We start from the raw sequence: 16,352 nt of genomic DNA, 5'->3' as shown, positions 1-16,352 counted from the left end.
GCCATAGTTCCTTCCAATCGAATCGGAGTCACGATGAATCGCCGTGAAGCACTCAAGGGGCTTGCCGCGCTTGGCCTGGTTGGCGCGGCCGGCCAAACGCCGGCGGCCGGCGCAGCCAGTTCGGCGGAGCGGCCGATCCGCATTACGCTGCCGTCGACCGGCAGCGCCGGCTCGGCCTGGCGCCCGCTGATCCAACAGAACGGTTTCGATAAGGGACTGAATCTGCAATGGGTCACCGCCGACCCCGGCAGCATGCAAGTGCAGTTGACTGCCGGTTCCCTCGATGTCGGGGTGTTCGGGGCGGTGGGGCTGGCCACGCTCGCCAACAAAGGCAGCGACATCGTGCTGTTCGGGCCTGCACTGAACAATCACGGCCGCTGGCTGGTGAGGGCCGACAGTCCCTACCAGAAGCCTCTCGACCTGCGCGGCAAGACGATTGCATCGACCGCGGAGACGAGCGAGACATGGCAACAGGCACTGATCGCCGCGCATCTGGACGGTCTGGACCTGCGCAAGGACTTCAAGGTGATCCACGGTTCGCCAACGGCGAACCTCGCGCTCTTCCAGCGTGGCGACGTCGAGGCGATCGTCACGCTGGAGCCGACCGCGAGTCGTCTGGTCGCGCAGGGCGCGCGAGAGATCGCGCGCGTCGCGGACATCTGGAAGCACGCGACCGGCGAACAGACGTCGCCATTCCTGGTCGGTCTCGCCGCCAGCCAACGATGGCTCGACGCGAACCGCGCGACCGCGCAGCGCATCGCTGCGATGTTGGTGACGGTGAACGGCTATGTGCACCAGCACCCGCAGACCCTTGCGCAGATCGCGCCGCAGATCGGCTTCAAGCCGAGCGAGCGGGCCGCCGCAGCGCTTTTGCCGCAGCGGCTGGCGGATGCATACGCGACGACCTGGGACAGCAAGACGTTCGCCACCATCGACCGCCAGATCGACACGGCCGTTTCGCTCGGCATGTTGCCGAAGCGACCGGGTAGGAAGATCTATACGCAACTGTCATGAGCGATGCTGTCAAATCGTCGTTGATCCGGCCCACCGCGCTGCGGCGGCGCACGCCCAGCCTGCGGCTGGTGACCGCGCGCTTGCTGCCGGCCGTGCTCTACTTCCTGGTGCTGCTGGTGCTGTGGGAGGCCATGGCGCGTCGCCTCGATTCGCCGCTGGTCCCCGACGTGCGCGCGATCTACGCGCAGCTTGTCGAGATTACCGAGAACGGTACTGCGTTCGTACAGATCTGGCTGACCTTCGGACGCATGGCGTTGGGCTTCCTGCTCGCGCTGACCGTGGCGTTGCCGGTCGGTATCGCCACGGCACGCTCGCGCATGCTGTCCCGTTTCGTCGAGCCGGGTGTCACGCTCGGCCTGACCGTGCCAGGATTGGTGTGGGCCCTGCTGTGCGTGATCTGGTTCGGTACCAGCCTCTGGTCGCCGGTCATTTCGGTCGCGCTCGGCGTGCTGCCCTCTCTCGTGATCTCCGTCAAGGAGGGCATCCAGTCCCTGAGCGGCGAACTGGTCGAGATGGCGCACGTGTTCCGCCTGAAGAAGACCACGGTGCTGCGCAAGATCTGGCTGCCGGTGCTGTACGCGTTCATCGTGCCGGGCACGCGCGTCGGCTTCTCAATCGCCTGGAAGGTCATCGTGCTGGTCGAGATCTTCGGCATGTCGGACGGCGTCGGCTATCAGCTCAACGCACAATTCAGCACGCAGAACGTGGAAGGCGTCATCGCGTGGACCGTCGCCTTCTGGGCGACGATGCTGGTGGTCGAACACCTGATCTTCGCGCCCATCGAGCGCCATGCCAATCGTTGGAAGAAGAGAGCATCACATGAGCAGTAGTATCGCGATCGAACGGGTCCGCAAGACATTCGCGCGCTCCTCGCACGGCAACGGCGTGACCGTCTTCGACGGCATCGACATGCAGATTCCCGCCGGCGAGCTGGTGGCGCTGGTGGGACCGTCCGGCTGCGGCAAGTCCACCCTGCTCAACATGATCGCCGGTCTGGAAGCGCCATCGGCCGGCACGATCCGCTTCGGCGCGAGCGACACCCACGTCGCCCCGGAACTGAGCGTGGTGTTTCCGCAGCCGCGTCTGATCGATTGGCTGCGGGTCGAGGAAAACATCGCGATCGCCTTCGATCGCGCGCTGGAGCCGGGTCAACGCGCAACAGCCAAGGCCGAGCGCGAGGCGACCACCACCGAATTGCTGGCCAAGGTAGGGCTCACGAGCCATCGGCGCGCCTACCCGCAGTTCCTGTCCGGCGGGCAGAAGCAGCGCGTCGCGATCGCACGCGCATTCGCCGTGCACCCCGACGTGCTGCTGCTCGACGAGCCGTTCAGCGCACTCGACGAATTGACCGCCCGCAAACTGCGCGAACTGTTGCAGGACATGTGGGTCGCCGAACGCGAGCATCGTCCCACCGGCGTCTTGGTCACCCACAACATGCTCGAAGCGGCGTTCCTCTGCGACCGCATCTATGTGATCGGCCGCCAGTCCGGGCAGATCCGCGCGTCGATCGACGTCGACGTGCCGCGTCCGCGCGACCCCGACGACCCCGCGCTGTTCCAGGTGCATCGCCGCATCATGCAGGCGCTCGAATAGCCGGCCGCGGCTTTCGTTGGCAGCGGGTGGGGCCGCCCTTTACCGCCCTTTACCACCCTCTGCCACCCTCTGCCGCGCTCCGCCGCCCGCTACCGCTTCAAGCACTGCTTTCCCACGCCGCGCCCGCTCGCAATCGGGCGCAATCGGGCGCAATCGGCCGCGTCCAGTAAGCCGGCATCGCTCTCGCCCTCCCGACCACAATGAAAAACAATCGCACCCATCGACACGTCGCATATGCTGTCGTCGCGCTGTCATGCCTGCCCGCAATGCAGGCACGCGCGCAAAGCAGCGTGACCCTGTACGGCATCATCGAGGATGGCCTGGTCTACACGAACAATCAGAAAGGCGGCGCCGCGTTGCAGGCGACCACCGGCGCCACCAACACCAGCCGCTTCGGCCTGCGCGGCACCGAAGACCTGGGTGGCGGCTATCGGACCGTCTTCACGTTGGAAAGCGGTTTCGATGCATCGACAGGCAAGCTGGGACAGGGCGGCTTGATGTTCGGACGAACGGCGAGCGTCGGCCTGGCGTCGCCCTACGGTACCGTCACGGCGGGCCGTCAATACGAGCCGCTCAGTCAATACGTCGGCACCTTGAGCAGCGCGTTGCAATGGGCCGGCTGGACCGGTGCGCACCCCGGCGACGTCGACAACATGCAGTCGACGATCCGCTTCAATCATTCGGTCCAATACGCGAGCCCCGCCCGGAACGGTTTTTCGTTCAAGGCGATGTTCGCGCCGGGCGGCGCGGCGGGCTCGTTTGCGCGCGAGCGCGCCCTGAGCGTGGGCGCGGGATGGCAAAGCCGGCTCGGAGGCGTGAGCGCCGGCTATCTGAACATGCGGGATCCGTCCGTGTCGGCATATGGTGGCACGCTGCTGCCGGGCGAGGCCGGCTACACCAGCCCGGTGACCAGCCCAATCTATAGTGGCTATGCATCCGCGCGGACACTGCAGATCATCGCGGTCGGCGCGAATGCGCGGTTCTCGCAGGTACGGGTCAACGCGATTTATACCAACACGCGTTACCAGGACGTGTTGACGACTGCCAGCACGCCGTTCCGTGGCGGAACCGCACAGTTCAACACCGGCGAACTGAACGGCAGCTATCAGTTGACCGCCAACCTGTTGACCGGCGTCGCCTTCATCTATACCAAGGCCGAGGACGCAAGGTACATGCAGTGGAACCTCGGTGCGGACTATGCGCTTTCGAAACGCACCGATATTGGTCTGGTCGGTGTCTGGCAACGCGCGACCGGCACCGATTCCACCGGCAAGGCTGCGGTCGCGCACATCGCAAGTTTGACCGCGTCGAGCAACAGCAACCAGGTCGCGGTCAGGCTCAACCTGCGGCATCGCTTCTGAGAAAGAGGTCGCAGGCGGACGGCGGCACGGCGAGTTGCGCTCGGCGGCGGACCGAGAGCGCCATGCAAGGCCTGAGGTCAGGTCGCGCGGCGCCCCGCTGGCCGCACGGCAAGCGGCGGCGCAGCACGTTGGCGGCAGTCGGTCGATCAGATGCCCGGGGCTGCCGGCATCGCCATGGCCGGTCCGGCGACCGCCGCCTGTGTGGTCGTCCCGAACAGAGAACGGCGCGTCGCGCCCGGCGCGGGCTTACTTCCCGTCACGCACCCATGCTGGTGCGCGCTTCTCGAAGAACGCAGCAAAGCCTTCACGCGCCTCGTCGGTCGCGCGCAGGCGCGAGATCGTCTGAGCGGTCAGTTCACGGGCTTCGTCGCCAAGCGGCAACGCGTCGAGCGCGGCGAACAGGCGCTTGATCTCGGTCTGGGCATTCGGCCCATTTACCAGCAGTTCATCGATCAGACGGAGCACCGCGTCGTCGAGCAACTCAGCGGGCACCACCCGGTGCACCAGGCCCATCACCAGCGCCTCGTCGGCACTGATGCGGCTCGCGGTCAGCGCCAGCCGCGTGGCCTGGCGCGCTCCGATCGCGCGGACCAGGTACGGACCGATCACCGATGGGATGATGCCGAAACGGGCCTCGCTGACCGCGATCTTCGCGTCGGTACTGGCGACCACGATGTCGCACGCCGCCGCCAAGCCAACGCCACCGCCGAACGCCGCGCCCTGGACGCGGGCGATAGTGGGTTTCGGGCAATCGCAAATGGTCGCCATCATCGCGGCGAACTCGCGCGCGTCCGTGAGGTTTTCCGCCGGGCCGTTCTTGCTGGCGCGCTGCATCCAGTTCAGATCGGCGCCCGCGCAGAAGGCTTTGCCCGCCGCTGCCAGTACAATGACGCGCACGGCCGGATCGGCACCGAGCGTCTCGAAACGTTCGCGCAGTTCAGCGATCATTTCCTCGTCGAAGGCGTTGAAAACTTTCTCACGCGACAGAGTGAGCGTTGCGACGCCGCGCGCGTCGATGGCGGTCTGGGTGGCGGACAAGTTCAGTCTCCTTTATTCGGTGTGGATGCGGCGCCCGGTCCCCGGCGGGGCTGGTGGCCGCCCTGCTCCGGCATTCTAAAGTATCGTCGCACGACGGTGACGCCTCGCGCCGCTTTCGCCTCGGCCTCTATCGCCTCATCCGCAGGGAATCTCGTATGACCGAAACTTCCAGCCAGTCCGCGCAACAGCCGTTGCGTCAAGGGCTGCTGATGCTCATGGCTGTCGCAACCGGGCTGACCGTCGCCTCGAACTACTACGCCCAGCCATTGCTGGCCGTGATCGGACGGCAAATCGGTCTGTCCACCACCGATGCAGGCTTCATTGTCACCACCGCACAAGTCAGCTACGCGATCGGCCTGCTGTTCCTGGTGCCATTGGGCGACCGGCTCGAACGGCGCAATCTGATCTCAGGCATGACCGCCCTGTCGGCAATGGGACTGGCCATTTCCGCACTGGCCACCAGCCCGGCTCAACTGCTGCTCGGCACCGCCATCTCCGGCGTGTTTTCCGTCGTCGCGCAATTGCTGGTGCCGCTTGCCGCCACCCTGGCGTCGCCGAAGCAGCGCGGTCGCGCGGTCGGCGTGGTGATGAGCGGCCTGCTGCTCGGCGTCCTGCTCGCACGCACCTTCGCGGGCGCCCTGGCGGCGCTCGGCAGCTGGCGCATCGTCTATTGGGCCGCCTTCGTCGCGGTCGGCGCAATGGCGATCGCGCTGTGGCGCGTGCTGCCGCCGGGCCGTCCCGCGGAGCGTCTCGGCTACGGCGCCCTGCTCGGTTCGATCTGGACGCTGTTTCGCGAAGAGCCCGCGTTTCGGCTGCGCTCCGCGCTGGGCGGCCTGTCGTTCTGTACATTCGCCATGCTGTGGACGGCGTTGACCTTCCTGCTGTCCGCGCCGCCATTCGATTATTCGCCCGCGACCATCGGCCTGTTCGGCCTGATCGGCGCGGCAGGCGCGCTCGCGGCCAACCAGGCAGGCCGGCTGGCGGATCGCGGCCACGGCGCCCTCGCCACCACCTGGGCGCTCGTGCTGCTGGTCGCGTCGTGGCTCGTGCTGTGCGCCGGGCACCTGTCGCTGTGGCTGCTGGTGATCGGCATCGTCGTGATGGATCTTGCCATCCAGGCGCTGCAGGTCAGCAATCAAAGCGTCATTTACAAGCTGCGGCCGGAGGCGCGCGGCCGCCTGACGGCAGGCTACATGACCGCCTATTTCATTGGCGGCTCGATCGGTTCGGCCATCGCGGCCGCCGCCTATCCGCGGATCGGCTGGACCGGCGTATGCGCGCTCGCCACCGGCGTCTCGCTGGTCGCGCTGCTGGTCTGGGCCCTGCTGCGCGAGAAACGGGCTCGGACGGTACGCAACTGAGCCGACCTCGGCTCGTTCGGCTCGTTCGGCTCGTTCGGCAGGAGCGCACGGCGGAGGCAGGCCAACCGCGCGAGCGTTGCCGCCCATGCCGGGGCCGGACCCGCGTGCGGATGATCAGCCGTCGCCGCGACGGCCGAGCCACCAGTGGCCCACCTCCGGCGACCGCCAGCGCCACGTGCGTCGCAACTCATTGTGGCGGCTGGTCCAACCACCCATGCATGTACAGCGCGACGAAGTCGCGCAGGTCCTGCAGGCGCTTCGCCAGCGCTGCCGGAAGCGGCAGGGCATCGTCCCACTCGTGCGCCACCCAGGCGCCAGGTTCGGCAGGTTCGGCTGCCACCACCGCCTGATGCTCGACCGACGCGAATGCCGAATGCGAGGTGGACGATGGGCGCGCCGCCGCGGATGGTGCTTCGACATTCGCGCGAACCAGGCGCGGACCCGACGGTCCCGACGGTCCGGACGGTGCATCGTGCGTTGCTGCCGATGCCGTCATGGCGGGACGCAACGGCATCGGCATCACGGGTAGTCGATGAAACGCGCCCTGGGCACCGCCAGGCCGGGCTTGCGCCAGCCGCTGACGCGCCTGCTGCAGCGCCGCCCGCGCCCGTCCGAACGCATCAGGCGTGGCCTGCCACGCCTGAGCGATCGGCTCCACCTCGTGACGCAAAAGCCCGTCGCGCACCGCGCCACCGTGCGAACCTGCATCGCCGCTCGGGCTCGATACACGGTCACCGATGCGAGGCAGGCCGGCGGCCGTGCGCCGGTGAGCGGCGAGCATGTCGCGCGGGAGATCGCTGCCTGCGGTGGCGCGAAGCGCTGCGCTCAGCCGCTGCGCGTCGGCCGCAACGGAATCGGCTCGCGGCGGCGTCAGGTCGCTCGGTGGCAGCGACGCCAATGCCAGGCGGAGCGCGGCTTCCTCCTTCTGCACAAACGACCGCGCGAGCTGTGCGTCGAAGATGCGCAGGTAATCGCTGGGCGACGCCGCGGTCCGCTCGGCCATGCCACCGGTTTCTACAGCCGGGAGCCGTGGTGGAAACGGAGACCCGATCATGGCGCCACCGCCAAGCGTGTTGCCGAACGGCGGGAAGCGGGCATGCGGTGAAGTGTCGGCATTCGCCATGCGAGCCACGGCTGCCCGGTCGGCGCCCATGCCCGCCGGCGCACGCGCTGGTGCCTGGGGCTTGCCTGCCCAGGCGACGCGCCTGTGCATGACTGACGCTTCATGCCGTTCATGGACCTGATGCGCCTCACGTGCTTCCCGCTCGCCCGCCGCCTGCGCTGCCTCCGCGACGGCCGCCGCGCTGACCAGTTCCAGCATCTGCAGGCGCACGGCTGGCTCGCAACGCTCGATTGCGGCTGTCACCATCGACGCCGCGCCCGGCGCATCCAGCGTCGGCATCGCCCAGTCGAGCGCGGCAGTGGGAGACAGCGCACCACGATGCAGCAAGGTGGCGACGAGCTCGAGATAGGGGGCGACCAACTCGCCGACGTGGTTCCCGATAACCGGATCGAGCACGCTTTGCGCCAGTCGATTGCCGGCGTGATAGCCGTGCATATCGCGCTCGGCCAGACGCTCTGCCGCCCAGCGGGGCTCGCAAGCCGCCAGCAGGCAAAGCTCGCGCAACTCGATCAGAGCGCCGGCCGGCGTCTGGAAGCGCTCCTCAAGGGTGACGCGGGAGCGTTGCATGCGACAGCCATCGGAGCGGCGCAAGTACTCGCAGCGCTGCGCGTCGGACATCGCGCACGCGCGCAACACGAGCGTCGGGCGTCCGCCCGCCTCGACGTTGCCGCTCACATCGCAAACGAGAAAGCGTGTGCCTGGCGGGAAGATGACTTCGCCGCCTCGTTCGGGCATGACCGCGCCGGTTTCCACCCCTGCGTCGCCGTCGACGCGCCGAATCACGCAATTCACGATGACATGATCCGTCTGCGCCGGCATGCAGCCTGGTGGTTCCGCGCCATCCGGCTGATTGAAGGCGCCGGCCGCCGTCATCTCGGCGCTCGTGGTCGCCGTCATGAAGCGACCGGTGACCACTTCCGGTTCCGTGCCCGTTTCCTTCGCCGCGGCCCATCGCGCCATCAGCGCGGCCAGCGTCGCGCGGCTGATGGTCTTGACCGCAAACATCAAGTTCTCCCGCGGCATGGCCTCGGTACGCACCAGCGACAGGCGCTTGAGCGCGCGTTCGAGGTTGCGTTCGAATCCGACCACGGCATCGCGCTCAGCCACCGTCATCGGAGACGGCCGGGCCCATTCGTTGACGCCGGCGGGATGCATGCAGGCGAAGCGTCGCAGTGTCAGCCAAGTGGCAAAGCTCAGCAGGGCACGCGCCGGGCTGGCATTGTAGGCGGCGACTTCCACGAACAGGACCGGTTCCTCGACCGCGCCGTCCAGGTCGCCGAACATCGCGCGCGACAGCTGTACCGCCTCTTCCATCGACACCGCTTGCCCGACGCGTTCCAGCTCCGGACTACCTTCCGCGGCGCCGATACACAACGGCGCCAACGCAGCGGCGGGAACCGCGGGAAGGTCGGCAATCGTCAGTGGCAAGGCGTGCGCGCCGTGCGCCGCGGCGCGTTGCACGGCAGTCGGCACGCGCTCCGCATCAAACGATCGCTGCGCGGACCCGGTCGGAAACGTCGATTCCATTGCACTCTCCTTGCTCTCGGCTGTTGCAGACATCCCCGGACGACCGCTGCTGCGCTGCGTCGCTCGATGTCGCGCTGCATCGCCAGTATCCGCGTGACCATCGTGCCGCGCCTGCATGGACAAACCATGCACGCTCACGCTGCCGGGCGCGCCAGGCTGGCGACAAGCGGACGATGCCGGCGACCGCCACGGGCAGCAGCGCGGGCGCGATCACCGACGGAAGCGTGCCAAAAGGCTAAGAAAGTCCATGGAAGGCCGCAAAAGGCCACAGAAGGCCACTTGGAAGCGCCTACATTGATGCTGCGCGCCGATCGCCTCCTGCTTCGGCATCCAACCGGTCAGGCCGCCGCGCGCCGTGTTCCGCCACACCCAGGGTCCGCCATGCCGAACCGCCGTCTGTCACAACTGACCGACGCCCGCCGCGCGATCGGTCTTCACGTGCAACGCGGACCGACGCTACATCGTCGCGATAAGCCGCCGCCCCATCGCGGCGTCCAGTGCGCGTGGCCAGGCGCCGCCTTGATCGCCGTGTTGCTGCTCGCGGCAAACCTGCGCCCCGCTCACGCTGGCGATTTCCCTTGCGGTCAGCGGACCCGGCGAGGGGCGCCGTCCAACCACGACGGATCGGCTCAGACAGCCGTGACGCCGCCCCACGTGCGGCGATGTTCATCTGCATTGCCGAGCCCGTGCTCGCCCACCAGCCATGCCGGAGCGTCGCCGGCCGCCTGGCTCGGCTTGGACGTCAGATGCCCGTCCCGGTCGCGGGCCGGCCTTCGAAACAGTCGCGCCCGCAGCCACGCCGACGTGCGGGCCGGGCGGTCCGCCCGGTCCGCCCGGTCCGTAGTGGCGCAAGACCAACTCGCTCTGCTTGCCGGGACGGCGGCGTCGCATCCTGCCCGCGCGGCGCGCGCGACCGGTGCCGGGACCGCCACCCTGGATCGCGCGCGGCGTGTGAGCGCGACCACCACGCCACCGCGTGGCTCCGCTGCGAAGCCTGACGACGTTCCGGCGCCATTGATCGACCTGCCGAACGCGGCAGACGCCGGAGGCGATATCACGCTGTCGCTGCCGGCGCTGGACCAGCAACTTCGCCACGTCCGCGCCTTCCTGGCGCGGCAGCGCGATCGTGCGACGCTGGATACCACCGGGCTGGACGAAGCGCGCAGCGTCGTCGCGGATATGCTGTCTTTCCTCGACGCGGCAGCCGGCAAACGCTCCGATCGGCAATTGCGCCGGGTGGCGCGGCGCCTTCTGCTGGGGAGCGGGTTATTCGGCGCAAGGCATCGTGAGCGTCTGGACCGCCACTACGCAGAAGGACTGGTGCGCCGGTTCGCACGCGAAGTGGTGCTGGAAAGCCGTAGTGCGCCAGAAGCGCTCGCCGTGGCGTGTGCGCGGACCGTCGCGCACGCGCCATCCGAAGGACCGGATCCGGCCGGCGACGCGCCCGCGCCGTTGCGCGCCGATACATTGCTACGCTGCCTTCGGCAAGCGGCCATGCCGTCGGCGCGCACGCCCTCCACGCAGCCGCTTATGCAGCCGCTTATGCAGCCGCTTATGCAGCCCTTTACGCGGCTCTTTACACAGCCCGACGCCGCGTTCACGACCGAACGGGATGCGCCCGCGCTCGATCCCGTCGACACGTCCCGCGGTGCTGCATCGCCACCGCTCGCCAACTGGCCGCCTTCGTCCGGGGAACGCGACGCAGCATTGGCGCTGGCGACCCGGATCATCGCCTGGACGTCGCCTGCGCTGCTGCATGCCGACAAGTCTGCCGCAGCGGCGGCACAAGACGTCTACAGCGTGGACTGGGCATATCATCACTGCGGCGCGCTGCTGGCGGCGGCTGCCGGGCAGATGCCGGATTCGCTCACCGTGTCCGATTTGACTGCGATGGGGCAAGCGCTGATGCTGGTTGACAGTGACGCGACCACATCAGCCATCGATGCCTGCTTCGCGCTTCCCGCGCGGCTCGCCCATGCGCGCGACCATCCCGACGTGTCGCTGGACGCGCTGGCCACGTCGGAACGGACGCAGGTTGCCAACGAAGCCTTTCGCGAACGGCTGGCGGAAGCCGCAGAACGCGCATGGCAGGCAACCCCGGAAGCGCGCTTCGAAGCGGCAAGGGCGGCCTATCGCACGCGCACCGAGATGGCCAGTGCGGTGATCGTCGATGAGTGCGCCGAGCCGGCGGGCACGCGACGCCACCGCGAACTGGTCGAGCGGTACAAGAACCTCGGCGCGCGCTTCCGCTGCCGCGAGCGCTCGCCAACGCTGCCGGATATCACACAACGCTTCAGGCAGCAGGTGGAAGATCTCGGACAACGCTTTGCGGAGATGGAGCGCACACTCTGGCAGGCGAGCCTGCAGAGCCTGCCGGAGGCGACCCAGCGCTTCCTCGATGCCACCGCGGTTGACGTGTTGACTCTTCGGCTGCACGAGCCGCGCGCAGTGCGCTTCCCGGGCAGCGGTTCGCTGCCGCGTCCGGCGCCGCGCGCACTCCGCCACGACGTCGTCGTGCTCGGCTCGCCCCCATCGACCGACGGGGCGTGCTGCTATGTTCTCGACCGCGGCGCCGACCCCTTCCACTGGCGCGAGCTACCGTTCGATGCGCCGGCGCTGGCCCGCTATTTCGAGCGCCCGCCGATCCGGATCGGCGACGGCTACACGGTGACGCGCAGGAGTGTCGGCGTAAGCAAGCGGGCCGACGAGCCACTCGCCGCCCTCGGCGCGCGCTTGGCCGACCGCCGCCGCGCCGAATTGCAAACAGGCCTCGATGCGCTCGGTATGGAGAAGACGGGATGGGAGGAAATGCTCGACTTCCTGCCTTCGTTGATACCGCTGAAGACGTGTCTGCTCGGACCGACCGAAACCACCGGCCAGCGCATCGTTGCATGCTTTGCCGACGCCTTCGCAGTGCTCCCTGCCATCAAGCCGGCCGCGCGCGCCGTCGGCGCGTTCGGCCGAGGCGTGTCGAGCGCGGCGCGGCGTCGACTCGGCGTGGCGGCGCTGAGCCGACGCGCGGCACTGGCTCACGACCTGGTGTGGGCGACCGCGCAGTCTGCCATGCGTGAAACGGCGCGCCATCCGGTCATTGCACCGACGCGCCAAGCCATGCACGCATTCGGCACGGTCCTGCGCACAATCGATGCCGATGCGGCACGCGGTTACCTGCTCGAAACGGACGCGCTGTCGGCCTTCGCGGCGCGGCTCGACGTACTCGAAGTCCTACTGTCGCAACCGCTGTCCGGCGCGTTGACGAGCCTGTTACGGGACGAACGCTGGGCAGTGCCGTCGTCGACAACGGGCGGGGCAGCCAGCCACGCGCGCGCGTTAGCCATCGAGACGACGCCTCACGAAACACGCTACGTCGCGCTGGATCCGACCGGTCGCGCCGGTTTCGGACCACGCTGGATTTGCATGCCCGGCACGCGATGTGTCACGGAAGAGACCGCAGAGAAATTTCGTCTCGTGCACACGCTGTGCGGCGGGCGTGTCAAGCGCGCGCCGCCACACGATGCCAGCCCACCGCTCGACGCGGCGGAGCGGTGCGCGCTCGCCGCACGACTCGAAGCCATGCGTTTCACCGCCGGTGGCTCGCAACTACCGCCACTCACTGGCATCTTCGCCGATGAGATCCGCGCCGAGCCGGCCACCGCGGCCGCGCCGCTCACGCTGTTCCGGCAGAGCGCAACCACGCTCTTTGCGCCGTCCCGCTTCACGACCCTGCGCAACGTGCTGGATGCGCCCTCGTCGTTCGAGCATGCCGCGCATCCGGTATTGCTGGCTCGCTTGCGCGAGGTCGCCTTGCTGGACCGCCTCGGCACGGGCCAGCGTCGCGCCCTGTTGCTTGAGGCCGCGCGCTACCGTCACGACATTCCCGGCGCTCGGCTACGCTTGCGACCCTCGGTAAGCCTGCTCCGTCGAGTCGAAACCCCGGCATTGGCGATATGGCAGTCGTTCGAGGACAGCATCGCACCGTCGATGCTGCGGCTCCCGCCCAGACAGCGGGTCTTTGCCAGCTTGCCGATCGACTCGCCGCCGTTGCTGCCGGCTTGGGTGGTCGACCAGCACAACCGCGTCGTGCTGGTCGGCCGCGAGCGGCTGTTCGCGTTCGACACCGTATTGGGCAGCGCGCCTTCGCATGCGCTGGTGCGACGCTTGGAGATCGTTCATCCCGACGGCGCCACGACGCTGCCGGTAGCCCTATTGGATCAAGGCTGCAGTGCCGCGCCGACCAGCGCACCGCCGCCGCGCGCGCCGATCTTGCCCGGCGCGTTCATCGACTCGCCGGCCGCCGTGCTTCGCGTGCGCACCAGCATCCCGCACGCCCTGCCGGCGGCGCCGTCGGGACCCTTGCCCCGCGTCCTCGACACCATCGCTGCCTCGCCCCGCCACCTGCAACTTGCGCTCGCTGACCACGTTCCCGGGCGCGACGGCAAGGGCGTCAGCATCGTCGAGTTGTTCGACGTGCGACGCGCCGGCGCCACGGCCATCGAGCCGGCAGTCCGGCTCGAACGCCCGGAGAAGATCTACCGTGCGTTGCCGTCGGACGAAGGCGCGCTGGCGCTTCTGCCAATGGAGTCGAACGGCTTCATCGACTTCTGGACGCCCACCGCGCAGTGGCGTCTGGCGGTGGCGACGGTGCGCGAGCCGTTGGGCTGGCTACAGGACGAATGCTTCTACTACCGTGCCGACGAGCACGGCGGCCTGCCTGTGATCGTGCTTTACGAAACCGTCGAACGTCGCTCGGTGCAGCTTCCGTTCGACGCCGCCCACCTACGCGTGCGCAACGGCGTGACGCACTTGCCGAAGCTACGCGCGGTCGCCTTCAGCCCGCTCAGGGCGTTGGCGGCCGTGCTGTACTACGACAATCTGATCCTGCTTTTCGACGTGGCACATGCCACGGCGGGCGCGGGCGGCTGGATCGCGCCCGTGCTCCGCACGATCCGGCTGGAGGGCATGCGCGGCGTGACGGAGTTCGGCACGTCGCTGCGCTTCGGCGACGGTTTCGACGAACTGTATCTCGTCTCGTTCGAAACGGACTCGCCGGACGGCCCGCTCGCGAAACAGATCCGCGTCGCAATCTAGCCGCCGTTGGAAGCCGCGTTGCACCTGGACCGCGCGGCGCCCCACGCGAAGCGTGGCCTCGGCTGCAGCGCGTCAGAGCACGCCGCGGCGGTCCGCTGCATCGTGCGCCAGCGCCACTTCCAGAACCCCCGGGACGGCGCTCGCAACGGGCGAGGCGGCGGCAGTCATCGAGGCCGCTCGGCGATGGTCGATCAGAGACACCGCCGCCGCCGCGATCACCGCTGGCACCGCCATCGCGAGGAAGTTCTGGTGCAAGGGAAGCGACATCGCGACCAGTACGCCGATCACGATCGGCGCGAGGATCGCACCGCTGCGACCGACGCCGGATGCCCAGCCAATGCCCGTCCCGCGCATTTCCGCCGGATAGAACTGACCGGCATACGCATAGGTGACGATCTGGGTGCCGATGGTCGACGCCCCGGCGAGCGCCACGAAGAAGAAAAGCAGCGGCGTCGGCATCTTGAAACCGAGCAGGCTGATCGACACGGCGGCAAGCAGATACATGCCGATCAGCACGCGTCGAATCTGGAAGCGGTCGGCGAGCCACCCGCCGCCGATGGCGCCCGCCATCGCACCGATGTTGAGTGCGAGAACGAAATTGAGTGCGGAGCCGAGCGTGAAGCCGGCACCAGCCATCAGCTTTGCCAGCCACGAGCTGAGCGCGTACACCATGAACAGGCACATGAAGAAGGCGACCCACAGCATCACCGTGCTGCGGCCGCGGCCGTCATCGAACAGCCGGCGAATCGGTGCACCGGCAGCGGTCGTCGTGTTCGACGACGCGAACACCATGTCACCGGAAACGCGATACGACGGCTCGAGCGATCGGACGACACCGCGCAGCGTGTCGAGCCGGCCCTGTCGCAGCAGGAAGGCCTTCGACTCGGGCAGGCCGCGCAGCATCAGCGGCACGAACAGCACGGGTAGCCCCGCCGCAAGAAAGACGGACTGCCAACCATATTGTTCGATCAGCGCCTTGCCGAGCAGTGCAGCCACCACACCGCCGACCGAATAGCCACTGAACATCAGCGTGACCAGCGTGCTGCGCAACCGCTTGGGCGCGTATTCGGTCATCTGCGCGACCACGATCGGCATCACGCCGCCAATGCCGAGCCCGGCGAGGAAGCGTGTCGCCGCAAAGGTGACAGGATCGGGGCTCAACCCGGCCGCTGCGGTAAAGATGCTGAACAGCGCCACACACAGCGCGATCGTGCGTGGACGTCCGAGACGATCGGCCGCCATGCCCATCACGATCGCGCCGAACATCATGCCGAACAACGCCGAACTGACCATGACCCCGGCGGCCGTCGCATCCACGCCCATCGACTTCATGATCGATGGCAATGCAATACCCGCTACCGCGAGGTCGTAGCCGTCGAAGACAATGATCAGCGCGCACCAGAACAGGATGCGCGCATGGAAGCGGTTGAAGCGGGCGTCATCGCCCACCGTGAGTACATCGACCTGACGCATGACGTTGTCTCCATCGTCGATAGGCTCCCGTCGAAGCGCGGGAGTCGAAAAAAGCGAGCGTGGTCCGCGTCGGGCGGCCGACCGTGCGCGCGGCCCATCGGGCCGACCAGCGACACGACACTGGCGCGCGTTGTCGGTCGACCCCGCGGTGACTCGGATTTGCCGCGACGCGCATGTCCGTGGGCACGCACACGTCCGCGCCGCGGACACGTGTCGCGACCAACGTCCGCTTTGTCAGCGTTGTCTTTCAAGTGCCTGACTGCAATATAGTGCGAAATTAGTGAGAAGCGCCGTTAATTTCAAGCGTTATTTTGCATGCTTAGGGTATCTCGCTATCCGTGCTTCCGAGCGGCAGGCCGTGCGCTCGGAGCGCTCGGCAAGGTGGCCCATGACGCCTTCCGCAGTGCGATGCCAACCGCTCACACGCCGCATATGGCGAATCGTCTGCCTGACACGACCGGAGCTCAGCGCAATGCCGCGACCCGGCCGCCGGTGCAGCCCAGCCTTGCGTGGCCAGCCAGCCAGCGCCCCGTCCTTGGCGCAATCGAAAGCGTTCGCGATCAGGCAACCGGAGCAGCGGTCATCTGGCGTCCCGACGTAGCGAACAGCGACGAGCCAGGAGCGACGAGCGTCGCAAGGCGCGGACGGCCAGGCCGGGTCGAAACCGGCGCGCGACTGGCGAACGGAGACGGGCGACACCAAGCCCGGAACGTTGCTCGCCAAACGGATGACGCGAGATCCGGCCGCAACGCGGTGACTGCTGAAAGGTCGTCA

General features: G+C 68.0%; 9 protein-coding genes. 6 read left to right on the top strand and 3 right to left on the bottom strand.

Annotated elements, in window-relative coordinates; all coding sequences use genetic code 11:
- Positions 1 to 33: 33 nt before the first annotated feature.
- The 4 genes from BLU54_RS00795 to BLU54_RS00780 all read left to right on the top strand — a co-directional run bounded on the left by BLU54_RS00795 (position 34) and on the right by BLU54_RS00780 (position 3,968).
- Positions 34 to 1,014 (top strand): ABC transporter substrate-binding protein, encoded by a 981-nt coding sequence (locus tag BLU54_RS00795; protein WP_091903587.1) that lies wholly within the window; start codon positions 34 to 36, stop codon positions 1,012 to 1,014.
- Positions 1,011 to 1,844: an ABC transporter permease gene (locus tag BLU54_RS00790; protein ID WP_091903585.1), complete on the top strand. Its 834-nt coding sequence runs from the start codon at positions 1,011 to 1,013 to the stop codon at positions 1,842 to 1,844. The genes BLU54_RS00795 and BLU54_RS00790 overlap by 4 nt, the downstream gene beginning before the upstream one ends.
- Positions 1,834 to 2,607 (top strand): ABC transporter ATP-binding protein, encoded by a 774-nt coding sequence (locus tag BLU54_RS00785; protein ID WP_211435275.1) that lies wholly within the window; start codon positions 1,834 to 1,836, stop codon positions 2,605 to 2,607. The genes BLU54_RS00790 and BLU54_RS00785 overlap by 11 nt, the downstream gene beginning before the upstream one ends.
- 200 nt (positions 2,608 to 2,807) lie before the next feature.
- Positions 2,808 to 3,968, top strand: coding sequence for a porin (locus BLU54_RS00780; RefSeq protein WP_091903582.1), 1,161 nt, complete (start codon positions 2,808 to 2,810; stop codon positions 3,966 to 3,968).
- 246 nt (positions 3,969 to 4,214) lie between these two features.
- Here BLU54_RS00780 and BLU54_RS00775 read toward each other — a convergent pair whose 3' ends face one another.
- Positions 4,215 to 5,006: an enoyl-CoA hydratase-related protein gene (locus BLU54_RS00775; protein WP_235837731.1), complete on the bottom strand. Its 792-nt coding sequence runs from the start codon at positions 5,004 to 5,006 to the stop codon at positions 4,215 to 4,217.
- 155 nt (positions 5,007 to 5,161) lie between these two features.
- Between BLU54_RS00775 and BLU54_RS00770 the strand changes: the two genes are divergently transcribed.
- Positions 5,162 to 6,367 carry an MFS transporter gene (locus BLU54_RS00770; RefSeq protein ID WP_091903580.1) on the top strand — a complete coding sequence of 402 codons (1,206 nt, stop codon included), beginning with the start codon at positions 5,162 to 5,164 and terminating at the stop codon, positions 6,365 to 6,367.
- A 187-nt stretch (positions 6,368 to 6,554) separates the two neighbouring features.
- On the opposite strand, the gene BLU54_RS00765 is transcribed toward BLU54_RS00770, so the two are convergent.
- On the bottom strand, positions 6,555 to 9,017 hold the full coding sequence (locus BLU54_RS00765) for a hypothetical protein (RefSeq protein ID WP_091903579.1): 2,463 nt from the start codon (positions 9,015 to 9,017) through the stop codon (positions 6,555 to 6,557).
- Positions 9,018 to 9,860: 843 nt separating this feature from the next.
- Between BLU54_RS00765 and BLU54_RS00755 the strand changes: the two genes are divergently transcribed.
- Positions 9,861 to 14,105: a hypothetical protein gene (locus BLU54_RS00755; RefSeq protein WP_091903577.1), complete on the top strand. Its 4,245-nt coding sequence runs from the start codon at positions 9,861 to 9,863 to the stop codon at positions 14,103 to 14,105.
- A gap of 72 nt (positions 14,106 to 14,177) precedes the next feature.
- Here the strand turns inward: BLU54_RS00755 and BLU54_RS00750 are convergent, their stop codons facing one another.
- A complete protein-coding gene (locus tag BLU54_RS00750) occupies positions 14,178 to 15,578 on the bottom strand; it encodes an MFS transporter (protein ID WP_091903576.1) in 1,401 nt (466 codons plus the stop codon).
- Positions 15,579 to 16,352 lie beyond the last annotated feature (774 nt).

Origin of the sequence: Chitinasiproducens palmae (genome assembly GCF_900095735.1) — a bacterium.
GTDB classification, from domain to species: Bacteria; Pseudomonadota; Gammaproteobacteria; order Burkholderiales; family Burkholderiaceae; genus Chitinasiproducens; species Chitinasiproducens palmae.
This window is presented reverse-complemented; position numbering and strand designations above follow the sequence as displayed.

Bases quoted from the DNA above. Each gene is read 5' to 3' on its own strand.
- BLU54_RS00765 (WP_091903579.1), bottom strand. From the start codon at position 9,017: ATGGAATCGACGTTTCCGACCGGGTCCGCGCAGCGATCGTTTGATGCG.
- BLU54_RS00750 (WP_091903576.1), bottom strand. From the start codon at position 15,578: ATGCGTCAGGTCGATGTACTCACGGTGGGCGATGACGCCCGCTTCAAC.
- BLU54_RS00770 (WP_091903580.1), top strand. From the start codon at position 5,162: ATGACCGAAACTTCCAGCCAGTCCGCGCAACAGCCGTTGCGTCAAGGG.
- BLU54_RS00785 (WP_211435275.1), top strand. From the start codon at position 1,834: ATGAGCAGTAGTATCGCGATCGAACGGGTCCGCAAGACATTCGCGCGC.
- BLU54_RS00795 (WP_091903587.1), top strand. From the start codon at position 34: ATGAATCGCCGTGAAGCACTCAAGGGGCTTGCCGCGCTTGGCCTGGTT.
- BLU54_RS00780 (WP_091903582.1), top strand. From the start codon at position 2,808: ATGAAAAACAATCGCACCCATCGACACGTCGCATATGCTGTCGTCGCG.
- BLU54_RS00790 (WP_091903585.1), top strand. From the start codon at position 1,011: ATGAGCGATGCTGTCAAATCGTCGTTGATCCGGCCCACCGCGCTGCGG.